The organism is Embleya sp. AB8, assembly GCF_049739465.1.
Lineage (GTDB): Bacteria > Actinomycetota > Actinomycetes > Streptomycetales > Streptomycetaceae > Embleya.
Genome location: NZ_JBMHHY010000054.1, coordinates 16459 through 34347, shown reverse-complemented (window position 1 = coordinate 34347; position 17889 = coordinate 16459). Strand labels below are relative to the sequence as shown.

Below are 17889 nucleotides of genomic sequence, written 5' to 3'. Positions count from 1 at the left end.
GATACGAGGTCAAGGCCTCTCACTTCGGTGCGTTCGTCAGCATCGCCTCCGCACTCATCTGCTACCGGCGATACGCCAAATGAGACCACTTCTTAACCCGCGCGGGCCCGCCCGCCCCTGCCCGGTCCACACGCGGTCACGTGGTCGCCGGCCATCTGGGCCCGGTGTCGGGGTCGTGGGCCCACACGAACTGCGTGTCGGGCGTAACGGTCATTCCGTGGTCGAACAGTTCCGGGGCCCCGACGGCGATCCAACGCTCCCAAGCCGTCTCCAACTCGTCGCCCAGCCGGCGCGATCCGCCCTGGTACAGCGTCGTCGTGCCGTCGGCGGACGCGGAGTACACGGCCCACGAAGTGTCGCCGTCGTGGATCCACGCGTTCACACCGTCGGCATCGCGCGCGGCGCGCACCCGCACCTCGGGCAACGCGACGCGCAACGCGAACAGCAGATGCGCGTCGTCGCACAACGACGCGAGGTCCCGCACGACGCCGCGCTCGTCCCCGGCAGCCGTGTTGCCGCGCACATCGGCGAACCGGCGCTCGCCCGGGGTACCGCGGGCGGGCATGAAGGTGGCGAGCCCCTGGACCCACCCGCTCGCCGAACACCCGTCCTCGGCGACGGTCAACGCGAGGTGACCCAACCGCCCCCACGGCGTGACCACACGGCCTCCGGGCCGGGCCTGCGCGATCCACGCCCACGGCACCCGCTCCACCGCGTAGGTCGAGATCACCCGATCCCACCGCCACGGCGACGCCCGGCCGACCGCCCCGTCCCCGACCTCTACGCGCACGTCCAGCCCGGCCGCGGCGAGAGCCTTGCGGGCCCCCTCGGCCAGATCCGGATCGACCTCGACACTGACGACGTTGCCGGGCCCGGCACGCCGGGCGACCAACGCCGCGTTCCAGCCCGTCCCCGTGCCCAACTCCAGGACCCGGTGCCCGGGTTCCAGGAGCAACGAGTCGAGCATGTCCACCACCACCGCCTGGCACGACAGGCTCGACGTGGGCACCCCGCCGAAGACCTGCGTCACCGCCGCGTCGTCCGGCCCGGCATACACCAGCGACACCCACGCACCCTCGTCGACCACCCGATCGACCGGCACGTAACCCCCGCCGTCCCAGCGCCACAGCCGGTCCGGCGCGAACTCGTCCCGGGGCGTGGCCTCCACGGCAGCCCGGATCCACGGCGCCCGCTCAGGCCATTGCCCACGCCGATCCATCTCGACCGCCAACCGCGACCGCGCCTCGACAAGATCCACGCGAGCTACTTGTCCTTCTTGTGTCGGCCGTTCGACGGCGGGGAAGCAGGCACTTGCCCATCGGAGTTGTTCGGCGGCGGAGTGCCCTTCGACGGATCCGGCGGCGGCTTCTCGTGCTGTCCCATCACGCCTCCTCGGTCACCGAGAGAGACCCCATGATGACGCAACACCACATTGGCACGGAAGACACAACGCACCGCAACCCACCGCCCGCTCCACCGACGCCGCACGCCGCACGCCGCACCGGAACCCCGGACACCCCAACTCCCAGCGGCCAACGCGCCCGCCGAGCGAGGGGTGTCCGGACGCCGACGTCGTCGTCGACCGCCCGGATCCGATCGCCGACATGCGTTTGCGGCCCTCGTCCAGGTACACGAACGCGTCCAGGAACGAGAAACAGCGACACCTCCCGAGTGTTGGGGAACCTGCCCGAACTCTTCCGACCTTCCTCAGCGTGGACGGCGAGGACCATGACGACGATCGCGGCGGCACCGCCTGCCCGGCGTTCGAGTCGGACGGCATCGCGGTGGGTCACATGGAATTCTTCCGGGTCCGGATGGAGCGGGGGACGAACGCGTGCGGGGCGATGGAGGAGCAGTCGCAGGAACTGCACCGGATCCGTCGCGTGTTGCCGGATGAGGAGAGCCATGGGCAAGGGAGGCGGTACCGGCGAGGCCGACGGTCAAGATCATGCGCGATACCCCGACGGGAAGCCGGGCCACCAACGCCCCGCCGGGTCGAGGTGATGCCGTGTCGGGCGCCGGTGCGTGCGGCGCCCTCGCCGGTCCCCCCGGGGTGGTGCCCGCTGGCAACAGGGCGAGGGGGCGCGCTGCCCGGCCGGCGTCAGACGCCGGATCTTGCGGCCGTCGGAGGTGGCGAGCCGGTGCCGGGCCAGGTCGTTCAACGCGTTGCGCACCGCCTTATCGCCGCGGGGGGTGGGCAGCAATCGGCGCAGCTGGGCGGGGGTGGCGAGTTTGACGACCGCGAGTGCGGCGAGGACCTCGCCCCTGGACCACGCGGTGGACCCGCGCGGATGCGGGGAAGAGGGGTTGTAGGCACGCTTGGGGGACCCCTTGTCCAGGGCCTGACCTGGGGAAACGCCCTGTGTGTCGTGGTCGGTCGCGGAAGCGACGGTGGAAGCGGGCACGGAAGCGGACATGGAACGTCCTGCGGACGGACGGCTCGGGCGTGTGCTCGTGGCTGCGGGCCGGCGTCGGACTGCTCGTGTGGCGACATGCGGGACTCCCTCGTCGGGTGGCACGGGGCGCGTTCGCACCCGGCGCCACCATGACGAGACCCCCCTTGTCCGCCGTCTGTCCGACCCCTTGACCGGGATCGTTCACACCCGATCCACGGGTGTGACCCGTAGCTCCCGATAGGTTGTGATCTTGATCGGTTCTGCCAGGAAATCTTCGACCGCAGCGGCGAGGTGCCGGGAGTGCGCGCTCCGGAAGTGGCGCTGGAGGTCGTCGGTGTGTCGCCACCGCTCGATGGCGATGAATTCCTCCGGGGTTTCGATGCTCTGCCGGATGGAGTAGTGCAGGTTTCCCTCTTCGTTGCGGGTGGGTTCGATGACAGACTGAAGCAGTTGTGCGAGTTCTGCCTCCTTGCCCACTCGGGCGACGACCCGGCCCACAACCGTTACCTCACTCATCGGCTCCGCCTCTCTCGGTGTTCCGTTTCGGGTGTTGTTCCATTCGGATGGGCGTTGTCTGCCCCGCCTGTCAGATCGGCTCTTCCTGTTTTTGCTGTCGCTGTCCGACCGCGGGGGCGTGTCCATGGGCGGCGCCGATGGGGAGTGCGGGGAAGAGCATGGACGGGTCGTCGAACAAGGAGGAGAGGTGGCCATCGGTGGTGTCGATCAGGCCGTGGTCCTGGAACGACGGTGCGAGGCGGGCGAGTGTGAGCGCGTAGAAGCCGCGCTTTCCACCGGGAACGAGGGGGTGTCTCCGCTTGTGTGTGATGCCTTCCAGGCCATGGGCGGCGAGGATCACCGGGAGGGCGTTGCCGAGTTCGGGGTGTGCTCCGGCGAGTGTCATCAACCGGTTCACGGCGGTTGCGAATTCCAGGAAGGCCGTGGCCGCTTTCCTGTCCACGGCTTGTGCGGCGGCAATGGCCAGTGTCTCGGCACCGACGTCGATCGCCTCGGCGACGAGCCGTCCGTGTGGTGCCAGCGAGGGAATCAGCCGGGCCAGGACGGATTCGGGGTCCGGCAGATGTTCCAGTACGGATCTGACGTGGATCAAATCCCAGGAACCGGGTGGCAGAGGGTCTGTGGTGATGTCGTGTTCGATCACTTCGACCCCGGAATGGGCGATGTTCCTCAGAAATTGCGGATCGGTGTCGGTTGCCACCACTCTTCCGCTCTCTCCGGCGATCGTTGCCAGGCGACGGGTGATACTGCCTGCTCCCGCGCCGACTTCGAGGCACGACGACCCGGGTGCGAGGTTCACCTGGGTAAGGATTTCCTCGGTTCCGGGGTCGTAGACCTGCTCGATCGTGCGCAGGCGATCGAATTCGAGATCCGCTCGGGCGGCTGAATCCAGCACGTAGGGGGTGGGTGGCGGATGGTCCGGGTCGGTCATGCTCTGCCTCTCTGGTTCTCCGGGCTTGGTGGCGGCGCCGGGTTGCCGGGTTGTCGGCGCGAGCGTGGGCCGCCCCGAATCCGGGTCCCGCTTGTCATCGGATCCGCACGCCGAGTGAGTGGAGGTGGCCGGTCACATCGCCCGGGGTCTCGGTGGCCAGCGAGATGTAACCGTCCGGCCGCACGAGGAACAGGCCGTGCGGTGCGTACGCACGGGCGGCGAAACCCGCGGCGTCCGAGACGTCGTGACCGACGCGCACCACGCGGACCACTGCGGGATTCGGGGCGCCGAGGGGCCGGGTGGGCGGGCTTCCGAAGGACAGGAGGGTGAAGTGGGGCCCGCGGAAGAGGTCGAAGATGCGTACGGGGGCTCCGCTGCGGTCGGTACACGGGGCATCCGGTGCGCGGTCTCCCGCCTGGAGGGCTTCCTCGGTCAGAGCGGGGCGCATCTCCGCGTTGGGTGGGATGCCCCGGTATCCGAGTGCCAGGTGGTGGGTGGCGCGGTCACGATTCGCGGCCAACTGCCTGACCCGGGACGACCCTTGGTGGATGCGGGTGCTCACTCCCAGCACTTCCGCCGCGGCCGGTCGGCGCTCCGCCTCGTAGGAGTCCAGGAGCGAGGGTGCTGCCTGACGGGTTGCCGCGAGCGCGAGCTTCCAGCCCAGGTTGTAGGCGTCCTGGATGCTTGCGTTGATGCCCTGGCCGCCCGCCGGGGAATGGACGTGCGCGGAGTCGCCGGCAAGGAACACCCGGCCGACCCGGAAGTGCTCCGCGAGTGCTGCTCGTGCCCGGAAGACCGATGACCACAGCACCTTTTGCACCCGCAGTCCCGTGCGGGCGGCCACCAGGTCGCGGACCCGCTCCGGGGCGGGGTCGGGGGTTCCTGTCGCGAATCGTGCGATGACCTGGAAGTAGTCCGTTCTGGCGACGGGACAGATCGCGGTCATGATGCCGGCCGCGTCGCCCCAGGTGTGCCAGTGCTCGCGGTCCAGTCCGGGGATGTCGACATCGGCGACGAGCAGGGGCCGGGTCTCCACTTCTTCGCGGTCGAACCTCACTCCGAGGATTGTGCGTACGGTGCTGCCGCCTCCGTCCGCCCCGACCAGGTAGTCGGCCGTGATCTCCTGGATGCGTCCGTCGGCCCGGACGACACGGGCCCGCACCCCGGCCTCGTCCTGGGAGAATCCGGCGAGCCGCGAGCCGAACTCGACGCCGTGTCCCAGACGCAGCAGTCGCTCGCGCAGCAGTTCCTGGGTGCGCGACTGGGGAAGCATCAAGGGTTCGGCGTAGGGCGTGGACCCGGTGGGCTCGCCTCGGGCGATGACGTCCCACTCCTTGATGATTCTTCCCTCTTCCCAGGCCACCATCGGTGGCAGCGGCGCTCCCTCCGCTTGTACGGAGTCGATGATTCCGAGGTCGTCGAAGATCTCCAGGGTGCGCGGCTGGAGACCCTTGCCCCGTGATCCCGGAAAGGGGCCGGTGCCGGAGTCGATGATCCGGAAGTCGACGCGTCGGCGCGCCAGTTCTCCTGCCAGGACCAGTCCGGCAGGTCCTCCTCCGGCGATCAGAACGGATGTGTGGTGGCGAGCGCTGTCCACGGTGTGTCTCCTTTCCGGTCCGGGGTGCGGGTCCGGGTGCATCTTCGGGTGGTCGCACGACCGACGTCGCGCGGCGCGGGAGGACCGGGCCCGGCCCCGGACCCGGGGTGCCCCGGCAAGGGTCGGCAGCCCCACCCGTCTTTGAAACCTCGCAGGTCGGCACCACTTCTTCGATGGCATCCGGGGTGGCCGTCCGTCGTGGTGACGACGGAGGCGGGCGCAGTCGGCCGCATTGGGGTTTCCCCGTTCCGGTGGTTCAGGCCGCCAGGAGCCGGCCTTCCGCCGTGGGATCGAATGTCAGGGTGAGTGATTCGGGGCCGCGGGAGTAGAAGCCGGTCTCTTCGTAGGAGGCGTCGTCGGGGAAGCCGATGTTGTCCATGAGGGCCAGCAGCATCGTCACGACCGTCTCGAGTTCGATGCGCGCGAATGCCGCCCCGACGCACGAGTGCATGCCGGCGCCGAACCCGAAATGGGTCGCGGCTGCGGTGAAGGACCGTTCGGGACCGAGGTCTGTGCGTTGGAGGTCGAAGGTGTCGGGTCGCTCGAAGACACGCGGGTCGCGGTTGGCGGCGGCGAGCATGCACCACACCATGGTTTCGGCGGGTATGGCGACACCGGAGATCTCGACGCTCTCCGCTGTCCTGCGGGGGATCAGTTGCACGGGCGGTGTGTAGCGGAGCGTCTCCGCGATGGCGTTGGTCACCAGCCCGGGATCGCTGCGGACCAGGTCCATCTGATCGGGGTGGGTGATCAGATGCCGGAACAGCAGGGCCAGGGTCTTGTCCGCCGGTTCGGTCGCGGCGAGGAGCACGTTGTGGCACAGAGCCGTGACCTCGTGCAGGCTCATCCTCCCGCTCTCGTACTCCGTGCGGCACATCAGCGAGATCACATCCGAGCCGGGGTTCTCGCGCCGTTCCTCGATGAAGGGCCGCAGATAGTCCTCGAGACGGCGGGCGCACCGGACGCAGTGCCGGTATCGCTCCTCGGTCATGGTGACGCTCGTGACGAATTCGGCCACGCCCTGGAACCAGGAGTGCACGTTCCGCCAGTCGTCCTTGGGCAGTCCGAGACTGTCCAGCGCGACCCAGATCGCCAACTGCTGTCCGAAGTCCTTCACCAGGTCGAACCGGCCGCGCCGCAGATGCGGGCGGATGAGCTCCTCCACGTTGCGGCGGATGAGCGGGGTCTGATGCTCCAGCATCGGCCCGGTGTATCCGCGGATCATCGTTTTGTGTTTCGCGGTGTGCTCGGCGCCGGTCATCTGCGCCAGGACGCGACCGCGCATGACCGGCTCGGCGCGTTCGCGCAATGCCTGGGTGGTGAAGATCCGGTCCTGGGTCAGAACGCGGCCGACGTCCTCGTGCCGGCTCAGGAAGTATGCGTCGATGCCGGGTTCGTAGTGGACGGGGTCGCTCTCCCGCAGTTGGGGGTACCAGGTGTACGGGTCCCGGGCGAACTCGTCCGACAGGACGCTGATGATGCGGGCGGTCGACCGCATGGTGTTCCCCTCTCACCGAGTTGGCCGTCACCAGGCCACGGGCAGACAGGCGGGACGGATGAACGTCAGATCGTTGCGCCAGGGAATCTCGTGTTCGTCCACGGCAAGGCGCAGTCGTGGGAAGCGTTCGAACAGGGCGGGGCAGACGATGGTGAGAACCAGCCGGCTGAGGGCGCCGTCTGCTATGGGTCCCAGGCCCATGCGAAGGTCGGCGGACCCGGCGACCGGACGATGGATGTCGAATTTCGCCGGGGTGGGGTAGTGCTCCTCGTCCCAGGCCGCGCCCAGCGGCGACGCGCATACCGTGTCTCCGGCCTCGATCAGGGTGCCGTGTGGTTCCAGGTCCTCGAGTGCGACATGGACGGGGCCCAGGACCGTGCCCGGGTGGTACCGGCGCAGTTCCCCTGCTGCCGCCCGCCACAGCACCGGATCGCGTAGGCACTCCCGTAGCGGTTTCTGATGGAGCAGGAGAGTGAACGGTCCGGTCAGCAGTGCCGAGAAGAGTGATTTCGCGCACCGAACGAGCGGACCTGTCAGCGTGGTGTGCAACGGTTCGGTGCCTACGGTCCGCTGTTGCGGGGCCGTGAACCACACGCCGGCGACATCGGTGTGGGCGGGACCGTCCCGGAAGTGTTCTGTGAGCGAGTTCAGGACCGGGTGCCTGGTAGTCGGATGTGCCGCCGGCTCTTCCAGGACCAGACGGTTCCGCAATGCGTGGGGATCGAACGACAGCCCGAAGACCTCGCGGCACACGGCGGCTGCCAGCGGCGCCGCCAGTTGTTCCACCAGGTCGGCGGGGTTGTTCCCGGATTCCATGGCGTCCAGGACGCGATCCGTCCGTTTTCCGATGGCCGCCCGGTGGGGTTCCAGCGCCTGCATCGCGACATACTCGGAGGCCGGCCGCGCGACCGGTGGACGTGCTTCCCCGTTGATCCCGGCCGCAGGGGACGGTGCTCCGGCGGCATGGCTCGGCCGTACGAGACCGGGATCGGTGAAGATCCGCAGGATGTCGTCCCGCCGGGAGATCATCCACAGTCGGGATCCGTCCGCAAGCTCGACCGGGCAGACCGGGCGCCGTCGGCGTGCCCAGTGGATCACGGGTGGAGGCGTGCCCAGGGGGCCCAGCACGCAGGGAAGCCTCAACGGTACTTCCGGTATCTGTACCGGCATCGGGAGTTGCCTGAGCTGTCTCATGCCGAACCGTCCGGCACCACGGGCTCGGCCACGACGTACCCCTGCTGTGCAGCCGACCGCAGCCCCGTTGCCGGAGCGGTGAGCAGGGCTGCGGCGAGTTCGATCCGCCGGTGGTAGACGAACACCGAGGAAGGCACGTCGAAGATCGACGGACTGTCCACGATCAGCGGCAACTCGGCGATCGGATAGCTGACACAGGCGTCGATCTGCTCCTCGCCGGGCTCCGTGTCCGAAATGGATCGGACCGCTCCCCGGGCCACCGCCCGGCAGGCCGCCCTGAGGGCCGGATCGACTCCGTACGCCGTTCTGGCCTGCTCTCGCAACGCCGCGTACTCGGGTCGGCTCATCAGTTGAGTCCACGTGTGCACGTGCTCTTCCGGCACGGACACACCGGTACGCGACAGGGCCACCAGCGCGGGATTCCTGAGCTGGTTCACGGCTCGCCGCACACGACCCACTGCCTCCAGCGGCCCGACGCCCGCAGCGCTGAGGGTATGTGCCGCCTCGAACCCGGGAACGAGACAGTCGACCCTGTTGAAACGTCCGACTGCCCACCGGACCAACGCCTCGACCCGGCTTGGTGTGTAGTAGCCGTTGAACGGGCTCAGGCCCAAGAGGCAGTGGTCGGAGGCAGCAGCAATCCGACGGCAATTCTCGCTTTGTGGTCGTATCAGGAAATCCACGGTCACCACCAACAGCGGTTGAGGTCCGGGAGGCGAGGAACTCGCCACCTCGCGTCGGCGCCGTCGCTACGCATTGACGGCACCAACACGTCATCCGGTCGACAGCGATGGGACCGTACCGCCGTGGACTCGAACTCCTCCGAACCAACCGAAGATGTCATACAGTCATACTTTCCATGCGTATGGCGGGTCGCACGACCTTTCCCAAAAGCGGGTGGATCCCCCGAGACGGCTCTATCATGTCCGCCGACAAGAACGCTCAGATCCGCCAAGTAAAGCGCTCATCCGCCGACTCGAGTGTGACCGTGCGCTCCAGTCGACCAGTCGAGCAGCCATCGACCGGCGACGATGCCCCGTCGACTTCCCAACGGAACGGACCGTGGAGCTTCGTGACTCGCCGACGGGCGTGTCAGCGTCTTTGTGTAAGTCCCCGGGTGGTTACTGAACGCTGAGGCGGTCTTCGAAGAAGAGCGCGAAGGCGTTGAGGGCGTTCTTCCAGTGTGGCGCGACCAGGTTCAGGTCGCGTGCGCGTGGTTCGATCCGTTCGCGAACCGCCGGGTAGAGCACCTTGAGCGCGGCCTGTTCCGTGGGGAAATGCCCGCGGTTGCGGGTGGCCTTGCGCAGGCGCGCGTTCATCGACTCGATCATGTTCGTGCTGTAGACCACCTTCCTTATGTCCGGCGGGAACGCGAGGCAGGGGACGAACTCCGGCCAGGCCCGCCGCCAGGTCGCGACGATCGCCGGGTGGCGAACTCCCAGGTCGGAAGCGGTGAACTCGTCCATTGCCTGTTCGGCGGCCTGCTCGGTCGGGGCCGTGTAGATCTCCTTCAAAGCGGTGACCAACCTGGTGTGGTCCCGCTTCGAGGCGAATCGCAGCGAGGCCCGGATCAGGTGGATCACACACGTTTGGACCGTCGCCTTCGGCCAGGTCGCGGTGACCGCCACGGGCAGGCCCTTCAACCCGTCGCAGGCGACGATGCACACGTCCTCGATCCCGCGATTGCGCAGTTCGGAGAGCACGGCGACCCAGGTCGTGGCGCCCTCGCCCTCGGCACCGACCCACAGCCCCGGCACGTCCTTGCGGCCGTCCATGTCGACCCCCACGGCGACGAACACCGGCCGGTTGACGACCGAGCCCGAGCGGATCCTGATCCACAACGCGTCGATGTAGATGATCGGCCAGACCGGATCCAGTGGCCGGTTCTGCCACACGGTCAACTCGTCCGTGACCGCGTCCGTGACGCGCGAGATCAGGTCGGAGCCGACCTGGACGCCGTAGACGCCCGCGAGGTGGGAACGGATGTCGCGCACACTCGTCCCGCGCGCGTAGAGCGAGAGGATCCGCTCGTTGAACCCCGCCGACCGGCGGGCGTGCCTGGGGACAAGGGCGGGTTCGAAGTCGCCGTTGCGGTCGCGCGGGACCGCGATGGTGACCTCTCCGGCGTCGGTGAGGACGGTCTTGGGCGAGGTGCCGTTGCGCGAGTTCCCAGACCCGCGACCGGCGGGATCGTGCCGTTCGTAGCCGAGGTGTTCCGTCATCTCGGCCTCCAGGGCCCGTTCCAGGACGGCCCGGGTGATCTCGGTCAACAGGCCGCCCTCGCCCAGCAGGGCCGCTCCCGAGGCGTCCGCGCGGTCCATCAACCGCTCTACGACCTCGTCCACCATCGCGTCCGTGTCCGCAGGCGGCTCGGTGGTCCGCGGGTTCTCGATCTCGGTCATGATTCGTCCGTTCCGGGTGGCCGGGATCCGGGAAGGTACCCCGGCCAACCATTCACATCACGGACTTACACGAACTTTCAGACACATCCCTCACGACTCCTTGGCGCTGCGGGGCGGGTATCCGGTGGGCCTTTGGGCTTGTTTGGGTCGCCGGGGGGCCACGGGAGCGCCGTGCGGGCGGTGGGGTGGTTTGGCTGCCGGAGCCGAGACGGCTGAAGGCCCAGCGGAGCACGTCCTGGTCGACGTGGGTGCGGCCGGTGCGTTCGAGGGCGGTGTGGGTGTGGGCGGTCAGGCGGGCCCAGTTGCGGAAGTTGCCGTGGGCGGCGTGCCGGTCCGCGTAGGCGATGTCGTTCGGGTCGGCGTCGGCCCAGATGGGGTGGTAGAGCGGGATGACGTCCTGGACCTCGTCGGGGGTGAGGCGGGTGAAGCGTTGCCGGATGAAGATCCGGGAGGACAGCATCGGCTCCTTGCGCAGGGTCTGGTGGCAGCCTTCTCCTCCCACGAAGACGATCGCGAGTTGGGTGTACGGGTCATCCCAGATGTAGCGGACGTATTCCAGCAGGGAGCCGCTGAGCCACTGTGCCTCGTCCGGGACGAGGGTGCGTGGTCGGGCGGCGAGTTCGGTCTTGAGGAGTTGGTCGAACTCGCCGGCGTAGTGCGGGGGTTGGCCCGGTGGTTCGAGGGCGGCGTGCAGTTCCTGGCGTACGGTGCGGATGGTGGGGCGGGTGTGGAAGGTGATGCGGCGGATGTCCTGGTCGGGTTCGAGCTCGTGCAGGCGGCTGGTGACGGCGGCGGTCTTGCCGAAGCCGGCTCCGCCGTGGATGCACGTCATGGCGCGGGCGGCGATGGTGTCGGCGAGGTTCTCCCGGGCGGTGAGCAGCGCGGGTGGTCACCAGGCGTGCGTCGGGGAGGGCAACGTACTGGTCGGTGTGCGCGGGCGGCGGGTGGCGGGTCATCGGGGGTCCTCACGGCCGGGGGGCGGTTCGGGTGTGGTGGGTTCGGCGGGGTGGGCGGGCCTGGTGGTCTTCTTCAGGGCGTCGGGGGTGGCCCAGTCGGGCGGGGGCGGGGCGGGCGGGATCAGGTCGGGCAGCGCGAGCCTGCCGAGGTCACCGTCGCGGTGTTGGGCCAGTGCCCGGGCGGCCTCGGGCGCGGTGATCGTGTCCAGGCGCTGTGCGTCGGCGGGGAGGGAAGTGGGGGCGAACCGGGTGTGGCGCAGTTGCTCGGCGGCTTTGGCCTCGGCGCGCAGGCGGCGGACGCGGGCCGCCCGGGCGCGGCGCAGTGCGGCGCGTTGATCGTCGGTGGCCTGGTCGGCGAGGTGGGTGGTGCCCAGGCGGTGGCCGTGGGGTGTGCAGACCTCGATCTCGTGGGTGTGGTGGGGCATGAATCGCACGGTGACCTCGCGGCCGGCCTGGCCGGTCATCCAGTCGGCGATGTGGTCGCGGTTGCGGAAGGCCACTCCGTGGCTGGTGATGACGCGGGGGCGGCCGTCGTCCTCGAGCGTGAAGGACCACACGTCTGCGGCGGGGATGTCGTTGAGTGGGGTGGGATCGGCCTGCCATGCCTCGAGCGGGGTGCGGCCCTGGAGGCCGGCCGGGTGGTGTTCGGTGTTCCACCGGTGCACCCAGGCCAGGAGTTCGGCGGTGAAGGCGCGGAAGGACAGCGTCGGGCCCGTGGGTGTGCGGTCGGGTCGTCGGCGGGGTTGTTTGGGGGTGTGGCCGGGCAGGGCGGTGAACAGCATCGTCTCCACGCAGTGGTTGAGGTTCTCGATGCTGCCCTTGAGGTGTGGGCTGTAGGGCGGCAGGACGGTGATGTCCGCGTCCAGGGTGGTCAGTGCGGTGGTCACGGTGCGGGAGAGGAAGTCCCTGCCCCGGTCGAACCGCACGTGCTCGGGCAGCCCACCGAACGGGCCGTAGGGGTGGGTGTGTGCGATCGCGGAGCGCAGCGCGGCCGGGATCGAGGCGCGCGTGGGAGGGCCGGGCGTGACGGCGACACCGGTGATCGCCTTGGTCGCGCAATCGATGAACCACGTGACGTACGGGTGGACGAGGTCACCGTCGGCGGTCACCCGAAGAAATGCCTGGACGTGATCGGCTCCCAAGTGTGGTTGTCGGTCGTAGCATCTCGCTGTGATCAACAACGTTGCGGCGCAGTCCGGTTCGGATCTGGGCGCGGTCGATTTGTCGGTAGGCACGATCTATCTGGGGGATCCCGGAGGAACGACGTCCGAGGAGCCCATATATGAGTTGGTCGGGACGGCCAACGAGGGGGGTTTCCGTCCACGGAAGGTCGCCTGCGGCGACGGCAAGTTGGCCTACGTCGCCTTGTGCAGTACCGGAAAAGAGGCGGACTGGCCCGACGATGTCGACGACCGCACGGGAATCTGCGTCTATCACGGGGACAACAGAACTCCCGGGAAGGATCTGCACGGCACCTCCCGGGGGGGCAATGCTCTGCTGCGAACGGTCTTCGCCGACGCCAAAGCCGGTCGGCGTTCCCGAATCCCGCCCTTCCTGTTGTTCCAGAGAACGGGAGTCGGACGGGATGTACGGTTTCGGGGGCTCCTCGCTCCCGGGACGGATTCGCTCCTTGCTCCGCTCCGCACCGCACCCTTGCGGTACCGCACCGTCTCCACGCCCACCGGGTCATTCGTGAACTACGAGGCGACGTTCACCGTTCTCGATGTCCCTGTGGTGCCCCGTGCCTGGCTCGATCGCCTTTACGCCGGCACCGCCGTGCCGGCCGACGCCCCGAGCGCATGGCGTGAGTGGATCGAAACCGGTCGACGCCGTCCCCTGGTGCCCAACCCTGTGCGAGGCCCGCTTGAACTGCGGGAACACCGCCACGCCACCGACTCCGCGAGCACAGCGCTCCTGGACGTCGTCGGAGAACATTTCCGCGGTGATCCGTATCGGTTCGAACGATGGGCCTTGGAGATATGGGCTGGGATCGACAGCAATGTCGACCCGCACACTCTCGATGTCAGCGTCCGCAACGGTCGATCCGAGTCGACCGGACGCTACTTCGTCGGCCCCGAGATGCGTCGAACACCGATGAGGTTCGCCTTCGTGGCCGACAACGGCGGCAAGCCCGTCAGGGCAGCTGCCGTGCATCGCCTGCTCGCCCGCCTCCACCAGGCGGCATTCGCCGTCCTGGTGACCACCTCACAACTCGACAAGAACGCGTACGCCGAAGCCCGCGCGGCCGCCCAACCCCTCGTTCTGATCTGCGGTGACGACATCGTCGATCTTCTGCGCTCCCAGGGCATGACCACACCCGACGAAGTCCGGGCGTGGCTCGATCGCTCGCATCCCGCCGGAGGGTGAAAAACGGGTCGCGCATCCTTTGAGGCGTCCTCCCGGCGTACGAGCATCTCAAACGGCCGAAAGCCGGGCACGAAACGCCTGCAACTCGCTCCGGGCCGAGCACCGGTCCACACGGGGGTGACCGTCGGGGCCGAAACCACAGACCCTCGGCAATTCGAGACCGCATTGACGACCGCATCGACTTCACGAGGGCGCGCGGCCGACTCCACCACAGGCGCAGGTAGTCCAACAGCAGCAGGGTCGTCACGGCGTCGGACCCCGAGCCGGCCCGGGTCGGCAAGGCGTGGTCCACCTCTTCGCGGGTTCGTGGTGGCGGGCCGCGTACAGGCGGGACGTGATCTTCACCCGGGTACGGAAGTTCCCCCACGCACGCACGTGTGGTCCGCATGGGCCACGTCCTCGTCGATCGCGCCATCCCACAGGGGTGGAACAGGCGCAGCACGATTAGGACTTGAGGCGCGTCCAGACGTGGCACGTGTTGCCGGGCCAGGACGCGGGAGGCCGGCACGGGAGCGTGTGCCGGGGTGCGTTCGGCGCCCGCTCCGCACAGCACCAGGCCGGTGTGGGTGGCGGGGGCGTCCGCCGGGAGGCGGAGGTAGTCGAGTCCGGGGGCGGCGATGCGTCGGAGCGTCGTCGATCACGAGCACGCCCGGGGGTTCGAGGGCATCCGGGAGCGCGCGGTCGGCCGCGTCGGTGCGGTTCGTCAGGGAGGTGGCCGGCAGACCGAACGCGGTGAGCAGCGCGGCGCTCAATTGGGGCAGGGCCGGTTTCACCGCGACCGGCGCAAGGTGTACCGGGACGCGGCGCGGGAGCAGGCGCAGCGCCTGGTGGAGCGCGACCGTCCTGCCGTGTCCGGGGTCGCCGTACACACACGTGATCCCGTGGGCGGCGACGGTGTGGACGAGTGCTTCGGTGACCGCGCCGAGTCGGCGCGTCGACACCGGGGCGCGCCGGGGGTGTACAGGCGCGTGCCGTCGGCGAACGGCGACGGCCGGATCGCGGCGGGGTGGGTCCCGGCCACGGTCGGGGCTTGCTCGGCAGGGGGTGGCAGGGTGATCCGGCCGGTCTCGCAGGCCGTGCCCGGGAGGGCGAGTTCGGCCAGGGCGCGGTCGTAGCGGTCTCGGTCGCGTCGGGCGTGCGCGGGTCGGGAGATCTCCAGGACACGGCCCGCGTGTTGCTCCTGTTGCACGGCGCGGTAGAGCGTCGTCAACGACGGCAGGGCGTGCGCGGTCGGCGACGGCGGGGCCTGGTCCGGGTGTTCCCGCATCCAGTCGTGCGGAGCCTTCACGTTCCCACCCAGGTCCGACAGGCGCGCCCACAACGCGTCCGTGACCGCGAAGGAGTGCCGCCGCGAGGCCGGTTCCGCCCGTCCGGACTCGCGGGCGATCGCCAACCAACGCCACACCGTGCGCGGCGACACCCCGGCCGCCTCGGCGGCGATCCGCACGTGCACCGTCTCCAAAGTCCCGGCCTGGTCCAGCGCGAGAAGACGGCCCACCACCAACCGGCGCGTGAGCGCACGGTCCCGGGACGGGGACGCGGCCAGCGACGCCTGTGCCGCGGCGGACGGCGGCGTGCCGGGCTTGCCCGGACCCGAAGACACCGGCGGCGAAGACGACTTCGCGCTCATGCCCGCAAGCACACCCCGCCCTCGCGCCGGCCGACACCGGAATGTGCATCCCCACGACAGCCGGACCACGCATGTACCAGCGCCCTTGGGCAAGCCACGACAGCAGTCCGGTCACACCATGACAGCAATGAATCCCGCAATAAGACCGACAAAACCCAGCCCAACAAGGAGAAACCGAAACCGGAACCGCTGTCACCAACCCGCTGACACCACACCACACACTCACAACAACCCGCAGCCCCACACACATACAAAGAAAACCCGAGAACTCACACTGCCCATTCACGAGCCGACCGCGAAGCTGATCCTCGACCAGCAGGAACGGCGCCTCCACCCACTCGCGGTGCTGTGCGCTGAGGTCGGTCGGGTTCACCGCCTCGCGGGACCATTCGTCGGCAGCCGCCTCCCACACACCAAACACCGCCCCCGGAATCACAGGAGCGGAGGGCGGGTCCCCGGTCTCGGCGGGACCGGGGACCCGCCCTCCGCTGCGGCGGTCAGTCGGTCACACGCAACGCGAAGTAGTCGAAGATGTCCATGGCTTGGACGAATACACCCGTGGTGTTGTCCGCACCGCTCCAGATGCCACGCATCTGCCGATCGGGCTCACCGACCAGGGCGATCACGGGACCACCGCTGTCGCCGGAGGCCGACGAAGGAAAGCCGCCTCCCTGGCGGACCAGGACGCCCTTGATCAGGTCCGGCCAACCGTTCAGCCTGTACCAGTATTCGGCGTTCTCCACGCGCAGATCGCACACGACGTGACTGGACCAGCCCAGTTGGCACAGCACGTCGCCGTTCGAGTTCCAGGCTGCGGCGGTCAGTCGCCTGGTGTACTCCGGGGTGTTCCAATAGCCGTCCCAGACGCGTGCGGACGTCGAGGCCTGGATGAAGGCCGCGTCCCATTGCGGGGCCTTGTGGGCCACGGTGCCCACCCGAGTCGCGTCGTTACCGGTGCGTACTTCCTGATTGAGGTCGAAACAGTGGGCAGCGGTCACCAGCCACTGCACACCGTCCCGGGTACTGACGGCGGGCGCGCCCGAGGTGCACGCCGCGCTCGAGGATCGGATGTACGCGCCCGCGTGGAACGGCGACGTGTCCTGGAACCTCGATTGCGGTCGGAAGGCAACGCCCGGCGTGAACGCCACGGGCACTCCTTCGCCGGTCGCCGATTGGCCACCCGGTGCCGGAGCGAACGGCGCGACGGCCGTCAGCTCGGCGCTCCTCGCTCGCGCCTGCTCGACATCGGCGACACGCGCGGTAAGGCCGCTGCCGTCCGGTTCGACGGCGACACCGTGCACGACGACGCCGACCGACACGGCACGGCTCATCAGGATCGGTACGGCCTCGTCGAGACTCTTCTCGGTGAAGCGGCTCCGCTCGACGCGCAGCCGAGACGGGTCCGCGCCGCCCGCGCGCACGGCCGCGGCGAAATCCCGCGCCTGGGACGGATCGGTGAGGTAGACGATCGTGCGCCCGGACGTGGTGTCGATCCTGGTACCGGAAAAGACCCGGGACCAGCGGGAGTGGGTCTTTCCCAGGGACGTCGCCACGTGGGCGACTCGGCGCAGCGGGTTGAGCAGGGCGGCCTGGCGTGCCGTCGGCATGGCGGCGACCTCTTCGACGTTGTGGCCCGCGACCGGCGCGGGACGCGCCTGCGCCGGTGCGCTCGCGGTCGCGAGTGCGACAAGGGTGACGAGGGCCGTCAACGCGGTCAGGCCCTTGGACGGATGTGTCACGGTGAATCCCCCAAGCGGGTGGACGACGCGTGCGTGCTGTGAAGCGCACGATCCATCGAGCACTCGAAGGTGGGCCCGCGGAGGCAACATGCGGTCGTGGCGGGCGGGTTTCGCCGTGGGTCGGCGGGGAGCGCGCGCCGGACAAAGCCGTGATGTGGGGCACGAGCGTGCTGTGCGACAGGAGTTCCGCGCCGTCCCGGCACGGTCACGCTGCCATCCCAGAGTCTGCTCTGGCGTGTCGCCTGCCGCAAGGGCCGGTACCACTGTGTACCGAACCGGATTCCATGGCACGCCGCGCGATCACGCGTGGCCTCCCGCACCGACACCCCGAAACCCCCACAAAAACCCGCGGCCACCTCACGACGCATCACTACATCACCGAGACAACCAAGATCGTTCCCACGGAACCACGAAACCCCAGGCCACCACCACCGGACCCACCCCACGAAACCCCCACCACCACAACCCCGCACCACCAACCCACCCGCCGAAAATCCCAACCAACACACGAAACCCCACACCAACCACCAACCCACCCCACCTCGCCACACCGCTCAGCGACATCTCGGCGATCGCGCGGCATCTGGGCCGTGATCGCAAGACGATCCGTGCCTACCTCGCCGGGGAACGTGTCCCGGGCGCGCGACGACAGCAGCCGGACGC

General features: G+C 69.0%; 13 protein-coding genes. 1 reads left to right on the top strand and 12 read right to left on the bottom strand.

Annotated features, from left to right (window positions below; translation table 11 throughout):
- Window positions 1–136 precede the first annotated feature (136 nt).
- The 10 genes from ABIA38_RS44310 to ABIA38_RS44265 form a co-directional block, all read right to left on the bottom strand.
- Window positions 137–1258, bottom strand: coding sequence for a methyltransferase domain-containing protein (locus ABIA38_RS44310; protein ID WP_424644733.1), 1122 nt, complete (start codon window positions 1256–1258; stop codon window positions 137–139).
- A gap of 1339 nt (window positions 1259–2597) precedes the next feature.
- Entirely contained in the window at window positions 2598–2912 is a 315-nt protein-coding gene (locus ABIA38_RS44305) for a putative quinol monooxygenase (RefSeq protein WP_424644732.1), read from the bottom strand.
- A gap of 70 nt (window positions 2913–2982) precedes the next feature.
- Window positions 2983–3843, bottom strand: coding sequence for a class I SAM-dependent methyltransferase (locus tag ABIA38_RS44300; protein WP_424644731.1), 861 nt, complete (start codon window positions 3841–3843; stop codon window positions 2983–2985).
- Window positions 3844–3937: 94 nt separating this feature from the next.
- Window positions 3938–5440 (bottom strand): FAD-dependent monooxygenase, encoded by a 1503-nt coding sequence (locus ABIA38_RS44295; protein ID WP_424644730.1) that lies wholly within the window; start codon window positions 5438–5440, stop codon window positions 3938–3940.
- Window positions 5441–5696: 256 nt separating this feature from the next.
- Complete coding sequence (locus tag ABIA38_RS44290) at window positions 5697–6938, bottom strand: cytochrome P450, cyclodipeptide synthase-associated (protein ID WP_424644729.1); 1242 nt, start codon at window positions 6936–6938, stop codon at window positions 5697–5699.
- A gap of 27 nt (window positions 6939–6965) precedes the next feature.
- Entirely contained in the window at window positions 6966–7967 is a 1002-nt protein-coding gene (locus ABIA38_RS44285; protein WP_424644728.1) for a cytochrome P450, read from the bottom strand.
- Between the two features lie 161 nt (window positions 7968–8128).
- On the bottom strand, window positions 8129–8821 hold the full coding sequence (locus ABIA38_RS44280) for a tRNA-dependent cyclodipeptide synthase (protein ID WP_424644727.1): 693 nt from the start codon (window positions 8819–8821) through the stop codon (window positions 8129–8131).
- Between the two features lie 432 nt (window positions 8822–9253).
- Window positions 9254–10534 carry an IS256 family transposase gene (locus ABIA38_RS44275; RefSeq protein WP_424644726.1) on the bottom strand — a complete coding sequence of 427 codons (1281 nt, stop codon included), beginning with the start codon at window positions 10532–10534 and terminating at the stop codon, window positions 9254–9256.
- A 52-nt stretch (window positions 10535–10586) separates the two neighbouring features.
- Window positions 10587–11366, bottom strand: a complete 780-nt coding sequence (locus ABIA38_RS44270; protein ID WP_424644725.1) for an AAA family ATPase — start codon at window positions 11364–11366, stop codon at window positions 10587–10589.
- Window positions 11367–11486: 120 nt separating this feature from the next.
- Window positions 11487–12599, bottom strand: coding sequence for a Mu transposase C-terminal domain-containing protein (locus ABIA38_RS44265; protein ID WP_424644724.1), 1113 nt, complete (start codon window positions 12597–12599; stop codon window positions 11487–11489).
- 61 nt (window positions 12600–12660) lie between these two features.
- On the opposite strand from ABIA38_RS44265, the gene ABIA38_RS44260 reads away from it, so the two are divergent.
- The gene (locus ABIA38_RS44260) at window positions 12661–13857 is read left to right on the top strand and encodes a restriction endonuclease (RefSeq protein WP_424644723.1); all 1197 of its coding nucleotides are present in this window, start codon (window positions 12661–12663) and stop codon (window positions 13855–13857) included.
- Window positions 13858–14626: 769 nt separating this feature from the next.
- Here ABIA38_RS44260 and ABIA38_RS44255 read toward each other — a convergent pair.
- Both ABIA38_RS44255 and ABIA38_RS44250 read right to left on the bottom strand, forming a co-directional pair.
- Complete coding sequence (locus ABIA38_RS44255) at window positions 14627–15487, bottom strand: hypothetical protein (protein ID WP_424644722.1); 861 nt, start codon at window positions 15485–15487, stop codon at window positions 14627–14629.
- Between the two features lie 497 nt (window positions 15488–15984).
- Window positions 15985–17226 carry a trypsin-like serine protease gene (locus ABIA38_RS44250; RefSeq protein WP_424644721.1) on the bottom strand — a complete coding sequence of 414 codons (1242 nt, stop codon included), beginning with the start codon at window positions 17224–17226 and terminating at the stop codon, window positions 15985–15987.
- Window positions 17227–17889 lie beyond the last annotated feature (663 nt).